At 61.5% G+C, this 15991-nt stretch carries 11 protein-coding genes and 1 pseudogene; 7 read left to right on the forward strand and 5 right to left on the reverse strand.

Annotated elements, in window-relative coordinates; translation table 11 throughout:
- The 7 genes from BBG20_RS00775 to BBG20_RS00805 all read left to right on the forward strand — a co-directional run bounded on the left by BBG20_RS00775 (position 1) and on the right by BBG20_RS00805 (position 12305).
- On the forward strand, positions 1-3162 hold the full coding sequence (locus tag BBG20_RS00775) for an efflux RND transporter permease subunit (RefSeq protein WP_065899472.1): 3162 nt from the start codon (positions 1-3) through the stop codon (positions 3160-3162).
- Positions 3159-4616: an AdeC/AdeK/OprM family multidrug efflux complex outer membrane factor gene (gene adeC / locus BBG20_RS00780; RefSeq protein ID WP_065899473.1), complete on the forward strand. Its 1458-nt coding sequence runs from the start codon at positions 3159-3161 to the stop codon at positions 4614-4616. Before BBG20_RS00775 ends, adeC begins: the two co-directional genes overlap by 4 nt.
- 314 nt (positions 4617-4930) lie before the next feature.
- A complete protein-coding gene (locus tag BBG20_RS00785; RefSeq protein ID WP_065899474.1) occupies positions 4931-6628 on the forward strand; it encodes a molecular chaperone HscC in 1698 nt (565 codons plus the stop codon).
- 11 nt (positions 6629-6639) lie between these two features.
- Positions 6640-8253, forward strand: coding sequence for a J domain-containing protein (locus BBG20_RS00790; RefSeq protein ID WP_065899475.1), 1614 nt, complete (start codon positions 6640-6642; stop codon positions 8251-8253).
- 141 nt (positions 8254-8394) lie between these two features.
- The gene (locus tag BBG20_RS00795) at positions 8395-9645 is read left to right on the forward strand and encodes an OprD family porin (protein WP_065899476.1); all 1251 of its coding nucleotides are present in this window, start codon (positions 8395-8397) and stop codon (positions 9643-9645) included.
- 83 nt (positions 9646-9728) lie between these two features.
- Entirely contained in the window at positions 9729-10628 is a 900-nt protein-coding gene (locus tag BBG20_RS00800) for a polysaccharide deacetylase family protein (RefSeq protein ID WP_065899477.1), read from the forward strand.
- Positions 10629-10748: 120 nt separating this feature from the next.
- A complete protein-coding gene (locus tag BBG20_RS00805; protein ID WP_083221301.1) occupies positions 10749-12305 on the forward strand; it encodes a M91 family zinc metallopeptidase in 1557 nt (518 codons plus the stop codon).
- Between the two features lie 10 nt (positions 12306-12315).
- On the opposite strand, the pseudogene BBG20_RS31505 reads toward BBG20_RS00805, so the two are convergent.
- From BBG20_RS31505 to BBG20_RS33065, 5 genes and pseudogenes are all read right to left on the reverse strand, one after another.
- Positions 12316-12495, reverse strand: a pseudogene (locus BBG20_RS31505) (4-carboxymuconolactone decarboxylase); the annotation flags it as partial.
- Between the two features lie 226 nt (positions 12496-12721).
- Positions 12722-13417: a potassium channel family protein gene (locus tag BBG20_RS00810; RefSeq protein ID WP_218187744.1), complete on the reverse strand. Its 696-nt coding sequence runs from the start codon at positions 13415-13417 to the stop codon at positions 12722-12724.
- A complete protein-coding gene (locus BBG20_RS00815; RefSeq protein ID WP_065899478.1) occupies positions 13407-14735 on the reverse strand; it encodes a TrkH family potassium uptake protein in 1329 nt (442 codons plus the stop codon). Before BBG20_RS00815 ends, BBG20_RS00810 begins: the two co-directional genes overlap by 11 nt.
- A gap of 49 nt (positions 14736-14784) precedes the next feature.
- A complete protein-coding gene (locus BBG20_RS00820; RefSeq protein WP_065899479.1) occupies positions 14785-15621 on the reverse strand; it encodes an IS3 family transposase in 837 nt (278 codons plus the stop codon).
- Entirely contained in the window at positions 15618-15920 is a 303-nt protein-coding gene (locus BBG20_RS33065; protein ID WP_065899480.1) for an IS3 family transposase, read from the reverse strand. The genes BBG20_RS00820 and BBG20_RS33065 overlap by 4 nt, the downstream gene beginning before the upstream one ends.
- Positions 15921-15991: the final 71 nt, after the last annotated feature.

Genomic DNA, 15991 nt, shown 5'->3' on the forward strand with positions numbered 1-15991 from the left:
ATGTCGAAATTTTTTATCGACCGTCCCATTTTCGCCTGGGTAATTGCCCTGGTGATCATGTTGGTCGGGGCACTGTCGATCCTGAAGTTGCCCATCAACCAATACCCGGCCATTGCGCCAACCGCCATTGATATCCAGGTGACCTACCCAGGTGCGTCTGCACAAACCGTGCAGGACACCGTGGTACAGGTGATCGAGCAACAGCTCAACGGTATCGACAACCTGCGTTATGTCGCCTCGGACAGTAACTCCGACGGCAGCATGACCATCACCGCGACGTTCAACCAGGGTACCAACCCGGACATCGCCCAGGTCCAGGTGCAGAACAAGCTGAACCTGGCGACCCCACTGCTGCCGCAAGAAGTGCAGCAGCAGGGTATCCGCGTGACCAAGTCGGTGAAGAACTTCCTGATGGTGATCGGTCTGGTGTCGGAAGACGGCAGCATGACCAAGGACGACCTCTCCAACTACATCGTGTCCAACATCCAGGACCCGATCTCGCGTACCGCGGGTGTAGGTGACTTCCAGGTGTTCGGTTCGCAGTACGCCATGCGTATCTGGCTCGACCCGGCCAAGCTGAACAACTACCAGCTGACGCCGGTGGATGTGAGCAACGCGATCCAGGCGCAGAACGTCCAGGTGGCCACCGGCCAACTCGGCGGCCTGCCTGCCCTGCCCGGCACCCAACTGAACGCCACCATCATCGGCAAGACGCGCCTGCAAAGCGCCGAAGAGTTCGCCAAGATCCTGATGAAAGTGAATGCCGACGGCTCGCAGGTGCGCCTGGGTGACGTCGCGCGTATCGAACTGGGCGGCCAGAACTACAGCATCAGTGCACAGTTCAACGGCAAGCCGGCTTCCGGCATGGCGATCAAGCTGGCTGCCGGTGCGAACGCCCTGGACACCGCCAAGGCCATCCGCGCCACCGTGGCGTCCCTGGAGCCGTTCTTCCCGCCTGGCATGAAGGCGGTGGTGCCGTATGACACCACCCCGGTCGTGACCGAATCGATTTCCGGTGTTGTACACACCCTGGTCGAAGCGATCGTGCTGGTGTTCCTGGTGATGTTCCTGTTCCTGCAGAACTTCCGCGCCACCATCATCACCACCATGACCGTACCGGTGGTATTGCTGGGTACTTTCGGGATCCTCGCAGCGTTCGGTTTCACCATCAACACCCTGACCATGTTCGGCATGATCCTGGCCATCGGCTTGCTGGTGGACGATGCGATCGTGGTGGTGGAAAACGTCGAGCGGGTCATGGCCGAGGAGCACTTGTCGCCGAAAGAAGCGACGGTCAAATCCATGAGCCAGATCCAGGGCGCCCTCGTGGGTATTGCCCTGGTACTGTCGGCGGTACTGTTGCCGATGGCGTTCTTCGGTGGTTCCACCGGTGTGATCTACAAACAGTTCTCCATCACCATTGTTTCGGCGATGGCGCTGTCGGTACTGGTTGCCTTGATCTTCACTCCGGCCTTGTGCGCCACCATGCTCAAGCCGATCGACCCTGAAAAGCATGGCCAACCCAAGCGCGGTTTCTTTGGCTGGTTCAACCGCACCTTCGACCGTGGCGTACTGAGCTACGAGCGCGGCGTGGGCAACATGATCAAGCACAAGTTTCCAGCGTTCCTGGTCTACGTGCTGATCCTGGCCGGCATGATCTGGATGTTCACCCGTATTCCAAGCGCGTTCCTGCCTGAGGAAGACCAGGGTGTGATCTTTGCCCAGGTGCAGACACCGGTCGGTTCTTCGGCTGAACGTACGCAAAAAGTCATCGACGACATGCGCGCCTTCCTGCTGAACGACAAGGAAGGCGAGCCGGGCGAAGGCAAGGCCGTGAAGTCGGTGTTTACCGTGAACGGCTTCAACTTCGCCGGTCGTGGCCAGAGCTCGGGCCTCGCGTTTGTGATGCTCAAGCCGTGGGATGAGCGTGACTCGTCGATGTCGGTATTCGAGGTGGCCAAGCGTGCGCAGGGTTACTTCTTCGGGGCCTTCAAGGACGCCATGGTATTTGCCATCGTGCCGCCTTCGGTACTGGAGCTGGGTAACGCCACCGGTTTCGACGTGTTCCTGCAAGACCAGGGTGGCGTCGGCCACGAGAAGCTGATGGCGGCACGCAACCAGTTCCTCGGTGCAGCGGCGCAAAGCAAGATCCTCGCAGGTGTGCGTCCCAACGGCGTGAACGATGAGCCGCAGTACGAGCTCACCGTCGACGACGAGAAGGCCAGCGCCCAGGGCATCAGCCTGGCGGATATCCAGCAGACCCTGGCGATTGCCCTGGGTGGTAGCTACATCAACGACTTCATCGACCGTGGTCGTGTGAAGAAGGTGTACGTGCAGGGTGACGCGGCCAGCCGGATGTCTCCGGAAGACCTGAACAAGTGGTTCGTGCGCAGCAGCTCCGGGAAGATGGTGCCGCTGTCGGCCATCTCGTCGGGCCAGTGGATCTTCGGTTCGCCGAAACTCTCGCGCTATAACGGTGTAGCGGCGATGGAAATCCTCGGTACCCCGGCACCTGGCTACAGTACCGGTGATGCGATGGCGGAAGTCGAGCGTATCGCCAAGGACCTGCCAGCCGGCGTCGGCTATGCATGGACCGGCCTGTCGTATGAAGAGCGCCTCTCCGGCTCCCAGGCGCCTGCGCTGTACGCGCTGTCGCTGCTGGTGGTGTTCCTGTGCCTCGCGGCACTGTACGAAAGCTGGTCGATCCCGATCGCGGTGATCCTGGTAGTGCCACTGGGTGTGATCGGTGCATTGATCGCCACCAGCCTGCGCGGCCTGTCCAACGACGTGTTCTTCCAGGTGGGCCTGTTGGTCACAGTGGGCCTGGCGGCGAAGAACGCCATCCTGATCGTGGAGTTCGCCAAAGAGCTCCACGAACAAGGCAAGGGCATCGTCGAAGCGGCCATCGAGGCGTCCCGCATGCGTCTGCGTCCGATCATCATGACGTCCATGGCGTTCATGCTCGGCGTATTGCCACTGGCGATCTCCACCGGCGCCGGCTCGGGCAGCCAGCACGCCATCGGTACCGGCGTAATTGGCGGTATGATCACCGCCACCGTCCTGGCGATCTTCTGGGTGCCACTGTTCTTTGCAACCGTGTCGGCCGTTGGCGAGCGTAAAAAGACCGACACTACTGAAACTCCTAAAGAGGCTGGCCAATGAGCAAGTCGCTACTTTCCCTAGCCGTCACGGCATTCGTGCTCAGTGGCTGCTCGTTGATACCTGACTACCAGCGCCCCGACGCGCCGGTAGCAGCGCAATACCCGCAGGGGCCGGCGTATTCGTCGGCCCAGGCGCCGGGCCAGGCCGCTGCCGAGCAGGGCTGGAAGCAGTTTTTCCATGACCCTGCCCTGCAACAGCTGATCCAGACCGCGCTGGTGAACAACCGTGACCTGCGCGTTGCGGCCTTGAACATCGACGCCTACGCCGCGCAGTACCAGATCCAGCGTGCCGACCTGTTCCCGGCCATCTCGGCCACGGGCAGCGGCAGCCGTTCGCGTACCCCGGCCAAGTTGTCGCAGACCGGCGAAGCCGGGATCACCAGCCAATACTCGGCCGGCCTCGGGATCAGCTCGTATGAGCTGGACCTGTTCGGTCGTGTGCGCAGCCTGAGTGAAGAAGCACTGCAGAAGTACTTCGCCACTGAAGAAGCACGGCGCAGCACCCAGATCAGCCTGGTGGCCAGCGTGGCCAACGCCTACCTGACCTGGCAGGCCGACAAGGAACTGCTCAAGCTGACCCAGGACACCCTCGGCGCGTTCGAGCAGAGCTACAAGCTGACCTCGCGCAGCAACGAAGTCGGCGTGGCCTCGGCCCTCGACCTCAGCCAGGCGCGCACCTCGGTGGAAAACGCCCGTGTGCAACTGGCGCGCTACACCCGCCAGGTGGCCCAGGACGAAAACAGCCTGACCCTGCTGCTGGGCACCGGCTTGCCGGCAAACATCACCAGCAAGCCGCTGTCGGATGACCTGCTCAGCGAAGTGCCGGCCGGGTTGCCATCGGACCTGCTGCAACGTCGTCCCGACATTGTGCAGGCCGAGTACAATCTCAAGGCGGCCAACGCCAATATCGGCGCAGCCCGCGCGGCGTTCTTCCCGAGCATCAGCCTGACCGCGAGTGCCGGCACTGCCAGCCCGACCCTGGGCGGCCTGTTCAAAGGCGGCTCGGGGACCTGGTCGTTTGCCCCGCAGATCAACATCCCGATCTTCAACGCCGGTAGCCTGCGCGCAAGCCTGGACTACTCGAAGATCCAGAAAGAGATCAACGTGGCCAACTACGAGAAGGCGATCCAGACCGGCTTCCAGGAAGTTTCCGACGGCCTCGCCGCGCGTGAAACCTACAAGCAGCAGCTGGATGCCCAGCGTGGCTTCGTCGCCGCCAACCAGGATTACTACCGCCTGGCCGAGCGTCGCTACCGCATCGGTGTCGACAGCAACCTGACCTTCCTCGACGCCCAGCGCCAACTGTTCAGTGCCCAGCAATCGCTGATCACCGACCGCCTGGCGCAGCTGAACAGCGAGGTCAACCTGTACAAGGCCCTCGGCGGTGGCTGGAACGAGCAGACCGCGAAGAACGAGCCGTTGAAAGAACAAGCACCGCCACTGAAGTTGTTCTGACAGTGCGGCTGTAGATAAAACCGCTTCCCTTACCGGAAGCGGTTTTTTTATGCCTGTTCACTCCCCGACGGTGCTTTTCTGTGGGAGCTGGCTTGCCTGCGATTGCATCGAATGGGTGTCACTGATGTACCGAGGTGCCTGCATCGCAGGCAAGCCAGCTCCCACAGAAAAGCCGCGTGTTTTTTGCTCGGTTGCCCATCTCGCTTCAACCCCACCGATCCGCCTATCCCCGGTCGTGCACCTTGCGCTCCCTTCAACCTTTCAGGGTAAAATCTGTCACAGATTCTTACAGACCACAGAGGGAGCTTGTCGTAATGATCGTAGGAATCGACTTGGGGACCACCAACAGTCTCGCGGCAGTCTGGCGGGGTGATGCCACTGAATTGGTGCCCAACGCCCTGGGCCAGATGCTCACCCCCAGCGTGGTCGGGCTGGATGATCAGGGCCGCGTGCTGGTCGGCCAGGCCGCCAAAGAGCGCCTGCACACGCACCCGCACCTGACCACTTCGCTGTTCAAGCGCTACATGGGCAGTGCCACCGAAGTGCGCCTGGGCGACCGTTCGTTCCGTCCCGAAGAACTCTCGGCACTGGTGCTCAAGAGTCTCAAGGAAGACATCGAGCGCACCTACGGCCATACCGTCACCGAAGCCGTGATCAGCGTGCCCGCCTACTTCAGCGACGGCCAACGCAAGGCCACGCGCATCGCCGGTGAACTGGCGGGGCTCAACGTCGAGAAACTGATCAACGAGCCCACCGCGGCCGCCCTCGCCTACGGCCTGCACCAGCGCGACAAGGAAACCTCGTTCCTGGTGTTCGACCTCGGTGGCGGCACCTTCGACGTGTCGATCATCGAGCTGTTCGACGGCGTGATGGAAGTGCGCGCCAGCGCCGGCGACAACTTCCTCGGCGGCGAAGACTTCGACACGCTGCTGCTCGAACACTTTGTCGACAGCCAGCGCAACGCCCAGGGTTTCCCGCCCACCAGCAGCGTCTTGCAAGCCCTGCGCCGCGAGGCCGAGCGCGTGCGCAAGGCCCTGGGACAGGACGACAGCGCCGACTTCAGCCTGCGCGTCGACGGCCAGCAATGGGTCACGACCATCACCCAACAGGAACTGGCCAAGCTCTACACGCCGCTGCTCGAGCGCCTGCGCGCGCCGATCGAACGGGCCCTGCGCGATGCGCGGATTCGCGTTGGCGACCTCGATGAAATCCTGCTGGTCGGCGGTACCACGCGCATGCCGCTGGTGCGCAAACTCGCCGCCGGCCTGTTCGGGCGCTTCCCGTCCATCAGCCTCGACCCCGACCAGGTAGTCGCCCACGGCGCCGCGATCCAGGCCGCGCTGAAGGCACGCTCGGCCGCCCTCGAAGAAGTCGTGCTGACCGACGTCTGCCCCTACACCCTCGGTATCGAGACCTCGAACCAGTACGGCAGCCACATCGAAAGCGGCCACTACCTGCCGTTGATCGAACGCAACAGCAGCGTGCCGGTGAGCCGGGTCAAAAGTGTGTTCACCCTGTACGACGACCAGACCCGCGTGCTGTTGAAGATCTACCAGGGCGAAAGCCGCCTGGTCAAAGACAACATCGAGCTGGGCCAGCTGGAAATTGCCGTGCCCAAGCGCAAGGCCGGTGAAGTCTCGCTGGACGTGCGTTTCACCTACGACAACAACGGCCTGCTGGAAGCCCAGGTGAAAATCCCGCTGACCGGCGAGCAACACTCGCTGGTGATCGAGAACAACCCCGGCGTACTGAACCCGCAGGAGATCCAGCAGCGCCTGCAAGCCTTGGCAGAGTTGAAGGTTCATCCCCGCGACCAGCAGGTCAACACCGTGCTCGTCGCCCGCCTCGAACGCCTCTACCAGGAAAGCCTGGGTGAGTTGCGCGAGCAGCTCGGGCACTGGGCCGGGCAATTCCAGCAGGTGCTCGACACCCAGGACGAACGCCGCATCCGCGAAGCGCGCAGTGAACTGACCCGGCAACTTGAGCAACTCGACAACGGGTTCTGGCGCTGAGGGAACACTCCATGGATTGTTGGACCCTGCTGCAACTGCCGGAAGATGCCGACGAGCGCACCATCAAGCGCACTTATGCGCGGCTGCTCAAAAGCTGCCGCCCGGACGAAGACGCCGAAGGCTTCCAGCGCCTGCGCGAGGCCTACGAAGAAGCCCTGAGTGAAGCGCGCTGGCGCGTCGATAACCAGGACGAGGACCGGGTCGAGGCGCCTGTGGCCGAAGCCGCCTACGGCAACCTCAGCGACCTGGCCGAACTGATGGACGTTCGCCCGCTCAGCCCTGCCCCCTTCGAGGCGCCGGCGCCGAACCCGGCCCAGGCGCTGCTCAGCGGCCTCAGCGTGGATAACCTCGACGAGCGCTGGGCCCAGGCCCGCCAACAGGGCTGCGCCGACGCCTTCCAGGCCCTCTTGCTGCTCCATTGTTTCGATGCCCCGGGCGAGCGCAGCGCCATCGCCAGTTGGGCAGTGCAACACCTGGAATGGCTGACGCCGTGGCAGCAGGTGGCGATGACCCCCTGGCAATACGAAGCGCTGACCAGCGAGCTGCTGCAGGATTACCGCCGCACCTTGCAGGAACTGCTTGAGCAAAAGGCCGAACGCGAGTTCATCACCCGGCTCACCCACTACAACAACCAGCCCTGGCTGCGGGTCTTTGACCTGCAGCAACAGTGGCAACGTATCGTCCTGCACCTGCTCCACGACACCCAATGGAGCGTGCCGCTGTTTGAACGGGTGTGCCAGGCGTTCGGCTGGGACGACCAGAAAGGCGTGTACCCGGAACCCGCCTGGATATGGCGCCAACTGGTGTCCCGCTGCGAGCAGGAAAGCTTCTACGCCAACCTGCTCGACAAAGCCCAGGACAAGCGGCGCAACTCGGCCGATGCGCTGGCCGCGCGCCTGCTGCTGACGCCGATGTCGGCCACGCAACAAAAACGCCTGACCGACACCTTCGGCGAAAACGACTGGCAGGCCTGCAAGCACCTGGCCGAAACGCTCACCTGGCGCTACCCGCAACTGCTCGAACGCCTGCCCCACAAACAGCTGTTTTTCTGGCGCAAGTTCGTGCCCCGGCCCATCTACACCCAGGTGTTTATCCGGCTGTGGGCCGTGTTCGCCCTGGGGTTCGGCCTGAGCATCGCGCACGACAAACCCGACAACCTGAACCTGATGTCGCTCGTGATCTTCATGCTGATGGCGTTCGTGCCGGCCGCCATCGGTTTTCGCGTGACACAACTGTGGGCCGGGATGAGTTCCACCTATCGGGTACCCGACCTGTGGCTGAGCCAGTACCTGATCCCCAAGCGGATCAACCCCAATGAATACTGGCTGGTGATACGCCACGGCGTGCCGCAGGCGATCATGCTGGTGGCCTGCGGGCTGATGCTCGGCGTGCTCGGCGCGCTCACCTATGCCGGCATGGTCCTGATCCACCTCTTGCACAAAAAACGCATCGGTTCCATGAGCCCTGCCTTCGCCGAAGGCTACCCGTGGCTGAATGGCTTGCACTGGGCGTTCTGGAGCCCGTTGCAAGCGGTGTTCCTGGTGGTGATGGTGGCGCTGATCGTTGCCGCCCAGCACTACCTGCCCAGCTTCCCCTGGACCCACTTCGACCTGCCCAAGCGCTGACCCTGACTGCCGGGCCCGACGGCCCGGCAACTTGCGTTCGATCATCGCCCACAACCCGCCCTCCCCCGATTGAATCGTCCCCGCACCGCCCCGCACCATGGCCGCCACCTGCATAACCCCAATAACAACAGGTCCGACACCATGAGCACTTTCCACCCGCGCCGGCTCTTGCTGGCCACCGCTGTCGCCAGTCTTCCGTTGCCTGCCGTCGCCGAAGAACATGGGTTTCTCGAAGACGCCAGCGCCAACCTCAACCTGCGCAATTTCTTCTTCAACCGCAATTACACCAACCCCACCAAGACCCAGGGCGGCGCGCAGGAGTGGACGCAAAGTTTCATCCTCGATGCCAAGTCCGGCTTTACCCAGGGCACGGTCGGTTTCGGCGTGGATGTGCTGGGCCTGTACTCGGTGAAGCTCGATGGCGGGCGCGGCACCGGCGGCACCCAATTGTTGCCGCTGGATCACGATGGCCGCCCGGCGGACGAGTTCGGTCGCCTGGGCGTGGCGTTCAAGGCGCGGATATCGAAGACTGAAGTCAAGGTGGGCGAATGGATGCCGGTGCTGCCGATCCTGCGTTCGGACGATGGCCGCTCCCTGCCGCAAACCCTGCGCGGCGGGCAGATCACCTCCAGGGAAATCGATGGCCTGACCCTCTACGGCGGCCAGTTCCGCGCCAACAGCCCGCGCGACGACAGCAGCATGACCGATCTGTCGATGGTCGGTAAACCGGCCTTCACCTCCGACCGTTTCAACTTCCAGGGCGGCGAGTATGCGTTCAACGACAAGCGCACCCAGATCGGCCTGTGGAATGCCCAGCTCAAGGACATCTATAGCCAGCAGTTCGTCAACCTGATCCACAGCCAGCCCATCGGCGACTGGACGCTGGGGGCCAACCTCGGATTCTTCTACGGCAAGGACGATGGCAGCGCCCGCGCAGGCAACCTGGACAACAAGACCTGGTCCGGGCTGTTCTCCGCCAAGTATGGCGGCAACACCTTCTACGTCGGCCTGCAACGACTCACCGGCAACAGCGCCTGGATGCGCGTCAACGGCACCAGCGGCGGCACCCTGGCCAACGACAGCTACAACTCGAGCTACGACAACGCCGAGGAAAAATCCTGGCAGGTGCGCCATGACTACAACTTCGCCGCCCTCGGCGTCCCCGGCCTGACCCTGATGAACCGCTACATCAGCGGCAGCAACGTGCACACCGGCACCATCACCGACGGCAAGGAATGGGGCCGTGAAAGCGAAATCGGCTACACCGTGCAGAGCGGCTCCCTGCAAAACCTGACGGTACGCTGGCGCAACTCAAGCATGCGCCGGGACTACAGCAACAATGAATTCGACGAAAACCGGTTGATCGTCAGTTACCCGATAAGTCTGCTGTAAACCGCCGCCGGACTTGCTGTATGGTGCGCGCCTGCCGCTGCTGATCCACTCAGCAGCGGCTTTTATCCGGGCCCGCGCACACCATGAAATCCTTCGTCATCGCCTTCGCCCTCTGTGCCCTGGCCCTGAGCCTCAGTGGCTGCATTGGTGCGCCCATTCCCCTGACGCCGCAGACCGAACAGCGCCTGCAAGCGCAGGCACCGATCCGTTTCCTGCTGACCTTCGACGACGGCCCCAGTGCCTCGGGCTACAACAACCCCAGCCGTTCCGTGGTCGCCGACCTGGCGCACAACCCGGTGTTGCCGGGGATCAAGGCGGTGTTTTTCCTGCAGACCGAAGCGAGCCGTTCCGGCGGTAGCTCCCGCGGCCGCAAGACCATGGAGCGTGAGTACGCGGGCGGGCATATCCTGGCCTTTCACACGGCGACAGCGTTTCATACCAACCATCGCTGGCTGAATGACGCCGAGCTGGACAGCACCCTCGCCCAAGGTGCGGCCGACATTGCCGCGATCACCGGCACACCGCCCGTGCTGGTGCGCCCACCGTTCTGGAACTACGACCGCCGCACGTTCGCCGCCTACCAGCGCCATGGCATGCAGGTGTTGCTGACCGACTTGAGTGCCAATGACGGCAAGATCTGGGGCTTCAACGGCAGCCCGCGCCGCCGCGCCAATCTGTATCGACAACTGTCGGTGGTGCGCGAACACATCGCGCTCGGCGAGCTACCGACGGTGGACGGGGTGATACCGGTGGTGGTGACCTTCCACGATATCAACCGCTACACCGCGCGGCACCTGCAGGAGTACCTGCAGATCCTGCTCGACAGTGCCCGCATCAATGGCATGCCGACGGCTGCCGAGCCGTTCTACACCGACACCGGCGCCCTGCAACGCGCCGCGCTGGCGCGTACGGTCAAGGATGTCAGCGAGCCCGTGCATCTGCCCGGCGTGTGGAATTGGGTGTGGGACGCCGATTCCCATTAAATCCAGGCCGCTCGCAAGGCACGCAACATCAAGAGAAGTGTTTGACTGCCCTCTCCTCGGAACAACACTTCCCTGCCCACCACTCAAAGGAAAATCTGCCAGCAACGATCGAGCCTTACCATGACTATCTCTGCGTCCACGCCCGTAATGACGAATTACACCCACAGTCCATCGCCGACGCCGCCAGAACCCTCCGTCCAGATCAAATACAAACGCCCTGACTCCGATGCCCTGACCCCTGCCTCCCGTCCGTCTCCGGAAATCGCCCTGGGACACAAAAGCTACGTTAACAGCGAGGTCCTGTTTCAGGACAAGAATGTGAAAATCTCCCAGGAGGTTGAATTCAGCGCCGAAAAAAACGGCGACGTCAGCACCATATTCAGTCAAATGGTGTTAGAAACCGGCAACCATGCAGACCGGGTGAACATCAAGCGCGCCCCCGATGGGAAGCTGCTCGCGACGGTCAACGGTAAAGCCTACAGCCTCGAGCTGCTCAATCGTCCCGAGCAGGGAATGGTCCAGCCCCTGTATATCAAGACCCACGGCGGCAACGATTCCGTGGTGGTGGCTCCAGACGTCGCGACGCCCATCAAGATCGATTTGGGAGACGGTGACGACTACGCCCGCGGTGGTGGCGGCAACACCCAAATCAAGGGCGGCGCAGGCGACGACTTTATCGTGATGGGCAGGGGGCGTGGGGTCGCATCAGGCGGGGAAGGCAACGACACACTGATCGCGGGCAGTGGCAGCAGTGCGCTGTATGGCGACAATGGCGATGACCGCCTTCAGGCCATGCAGGGCCCTGCCCACCGAAAGGTGCATATGGACGGAGGGCGCGGCAACGACTTCATGATCGCCAAAAATGGCCACACCGTGATGCACGGTGGCGGTGGTGACAACCTGATGGTCAGCCATGGCAGTTCGGTCATTTACACCGGCAGGGGTAAAAACAACGTGAGGTCTTACCATGACAACACGGTGATCTACGCCAAACCTTCGGATAACGTGGTCCACTCGCCCAGCTCACGCAGGATTGATGTAACGCCCAGTGATGCCGGGAAAACTGCCTATAAGGTCGAGGGTTCCGCCGAGTTCAAACAGCGCGTCGAAGACGATCTGGAGCTATTGAGAATGTCGCCCATAGGCCAGCAGTCCTTGAAGAAAGAGGACGAACTGGCCGCGAGCAACAACGCGCCAGTCACCCTGCGCGAGCTGGACACCCGGTATGACATGACCTACGGCTTCAACACCAAGGCCATCCAACAGCATCTTCAAGCCGGCGGCGCCGTCGAAGCCCTGAGCGAGTCACAGTTGGGTTATATCGTGGAGGGTAAAGCCGGAGAAAAAGCTGACCTGGGCACGATCAATTACAACCCGATGTATATGCATGACGACAGTTCCTCCCCGATCACCAGTCTCGCGCATGAAAGGGGACACGCCTTCGCGGGTGCCACAGGCCAAAATCTAAAGGGCGCAACCGCAGAACCCGACAATAACCAGGAAGGTGAACCCAACAGGGAGCGACAGGCGATCGGTCTGCAATCGGCAGTCCCCCCGGTTGATTTCGACGGCGACCCCAGCACCGCGAAAACCACCACCAATCCACGGGCATTTACCGAAAACGGCCTGAAAGAAGAAATGGGGCTTCCATTGCGCAAGAGGGTCTACACCACGTAGACGGCCTGAGCCGGCTCGACCGCCTCAGGCCCGGGCGGGTCCAGATGTCACCCCAGGCGTGGCGGGTGATCATTTCCTGGAACTCACTGTTGAACTCGGTCAGGGCATTGAGGCTGCGGTCGACATGCGCATCCCCCAGTACTTCGCGGCGCACCTGCAGGCCATCGGCATAACGGTGTTTCTCACCCACAAAAACACTCCCGACTGAACGTGATAAAGGCTCACCCCACCGTGGCAAACGCACTTGTTTTGGCGAGCGGGCTTGTTGTGGCGAGCGGGCTTGCCCCGCGTTGGGCTGCGCAGCAGCCCCAAAATCCAAGCACTGAACAAACGCACTGACTGACTCACCCCCGCTTCGCCCCCCAACGCGCGGCAAGCCCACTCACCACAGGCTTACCTGCAACACAACTCCCGGCCTATGTCGAATGGCCGGCAAATTTTTGAATCAGATGAGTCGGCCCAGACACGATCAGCAGATCCCCCGGCAGTACCTGCGTACCCGGGGTGGCATGCTGAAAATCTTGACTGGCACGCTTCAACCCTACGACCGTCACGCCGAATTTTTCGCGGATTTGCCCATCGGCCAGCGTGCTGTTGTGGCTCGACGCGGGCGAATGAATCTTGGCGATGGCGAAACCGTCGTCGAACTCGATGAAATCAATCATCCGCCCGGTAATGAGGTGAGCCACACGCTCGCCCATTTCCTTCTCTGGATAGACAACGTGGTGAGCGCCAATGCGTTGGGCTATCTGCCCGTGCTCGGCTGTTCGGGCCTTGACCCAGATATCCGGGATCCCCAGCTCGGTCAGCGTCATGATGGTCAACAGGCTGGCGGCCAGGTCGGTGCCGATGCCCACAATGGCATGGGCAAAGTCGGCAACGCCCAGTTGGCGTAACACCTGCTGGTTGGTGGAGTCGGCCTGCACCGCATGCGTCAGCAGGTCAGCCCACTCATGAACCGGTGCCGCGTCGCGGTCGATGCCCATCACGTCGTGCCCCAGCCGCATCAGCGATTGGGCCACCGAGCCGCCGAAGCGGCCCAGACCGATTACCACCACGCTGTCGCCCTTGGCAAATGAGAACTTCTCTGAAAATAGAAAGTTAGCCAACAATGGGATGCTCCTCTGGGTAACGGTAGGGCATACGGTGCTTGCCCAAGGCCAGTGACGCCGCCAGCGTGATAGTGCCCACCCGTCCGGCGAACATCAGCAGCGTCAACACCAGTTGGCTTGAGGTGGGTAGCTCGGCGGTGATACCGGTGGACAAGCCGACGGTACCAAACGCCGAGATGACTTCGAAGATGACCTGGTCTGTGGGCAACGCGGTTTCACGCAGGATAAAGAGCGTTGCCAACACGATCAGGGCGCTGCTCAGGACCAGCACGGTTATCGCTTGACGCTGGGCCGCAGCGCCGACTCGCCGGCCAAAGGCCTCGCAATCACTGTGCCCACGAATTTCAGCAATCACCAGCAAGACCAGGATCGCCACAGTACCGACTTTCACCCCGCCCGCAGTGCCTGCACTGCCGCCGCCGACGAACATCAGAAAGTAATGCACCGCCCAGCTTTCCGGGGTCAGTGCACCCATGTCGATCGAATTGAACCCGGCGGTACGCGCGGACACGGAAGCAAATGCTGCCGATAACACTTTATCGGTCACGGCCATCGGGCCAAGGGTGGTGGAATGGTCCCACTCGAACAGCAACAGCGTGATAAACCCGACCACCAGCAAGATCGCCGTGCCAGACAAGGTGAGCTTGGTATGCAGCGACCAGCGATGAGGATGGTTGAACCGGCTGCGCAGGTCATACAGCACGGGAAAGCCAATGCCGCCGATAATGATGGCGGCCATCACAGGCAACAGAATCCAGGTATCCGTGGCGTAATGCATCAGGCTGTCGGGATAAATCGAGAACCCTGCGTTGTTGAACGCCGATACCGCATGAAACAGGCCGCTCCAAGCCGCATCGGCCCATGACTGGCCATAGCCCCAATGCAACCTTAAAGTGAGCCACACGGTCGTGATGAGCTCCAAGGCGAACGTCACCACCAGCACCAGTTTGGCCACGCCGGCAATGTCTCCTACTCCCAATGAGCGCGACTCCAACTGTGCGACCATCTTGGTGCGCAGGCGCAACCGGCTGTTAACCATGAGGCCAAGCAGGGTCGCCACCGTCATGATGCCGAAACCGCCAAGCTGGAACAGCAGCAGAATCACCGACTGGCCGAAGGTCGACCAGTACGTACCCGTATCCACCACCACCAACCCGGTCACACAGACGGCCGATACCGCCGTAAAGAAGGCCGTCGCCCACGGGACGGCGTCCCCCTCGGCATGGGAAATCGGCTGCATCAGAATGAAGGTTCCGACCCCTATCGCGGCCAGGAACACCAAGGCGACAACCCTGGCGGGATGCAGCAGTAATTTCATTAGGGCCGGGGCTGAACTGGTCAAGTAATCTTGGACACCGATTAAGGTTTCACGCCACCAGCTTCTCCCTGGCGACTGGTGACCGATAGTCGTTGTAGCTATGCGGCCTGGTGATGTTGTAGCGCGATACATAGCGCTGCACATCCGCTCGGGCCTCATGTTCCGACCCGTAGCCTGCTTCTGGCACCCACTCTGATTTCAAACTTCCAAAGAAACGCTCCATCGGAGCGTTATCCCAGCATTCGCCTTTACGGCTCATGCTTTGTCGGAGTCCATGTTCCAGCAGTTCATTTCTGAATTTATGGCTGGTGTACTGGCAACCTTGGTCGGAGTGAAACAGTACGTCTTTTGGGCGACCGCGCAGTTCAATCGCCATGCGCAGGGCTTCGCAGGTCAGCGTGGCATCAGAGATCATCGAAAACGACCAGCCCACAATCCGGCGAGCGAACAAGTCCAGAACCGCCGCAAAATACAGCCAACGCTTGCCGACTTTGATGTACGTCACGTCCCCACACCACACCTGATTGACCGTCGCAACATCAAACTTGCGTTTGAGCACATGCGGTGCCACCAAAGCCTCCACGCCAGGTGACTTGTACTTATGGCGCCGGCGTTGACGGCTGACAATGCCTGCTTCTCGCATCAAGCTGCGAGCCATGAACCGCCCGACATCATGCCCGCCGGCTTGCAGCTGTTTAGCCAAGGTACGAGCGCCCGCAGACTCTCTCGACGCCCTGTGGTGCTTGACCAGCATAGCCTTGAGTTTCTCTCGCTTAGGGCTCACCTTGCCTTGGCGCTGACGCCATGCGTAAAAGCTACTGCGGTTTATTCCGAACACACGACAGCAATCGTTAACGCCGTACTGCTCGCCCAGCTCACAGATCAACGAGAGTGATCTTTGGCGTCCAAAAGCAGGAGAGCACTGGCCTTTTTTAGGATTTCGATATCCCGGTCTCTTTGCCTGAGCAAGGCTTTAAGTTCCTGGATCTCTCGCTGATCCGCGGTAATCGCCTTGGCTCCCACCGGAGTCGAGCCCAAGCGTTCCTTGCGAACTTGATCGACCCAGCGGCGCAAGGCCGTAGGGCCAATATCCAAGCTGGCACAGACCTCGGGAACCGACTGCCCCTCGTCCAGCACCATGCTGGCAGCCTTGAGTTTGAACTCACATGAATAAGATTTACGCATATCCAAACACCTCAGATTTGGACGCCATCATAGCGCCCGATTGAGGTGTCCAAAATCATTAGGCCAGTTCA

Origin of the sequence: Pseudomonas aylmerensis, assembly GCF_001702265.1 — a bacterium.
Classification (GTDB): Bacteria; Pseudomonadota; Gammaproteobacteria; order Pseudomonadales; family Pseudomonadaceae; genus Aquipseudomonas; species Aquipseudomonas aylmerensis.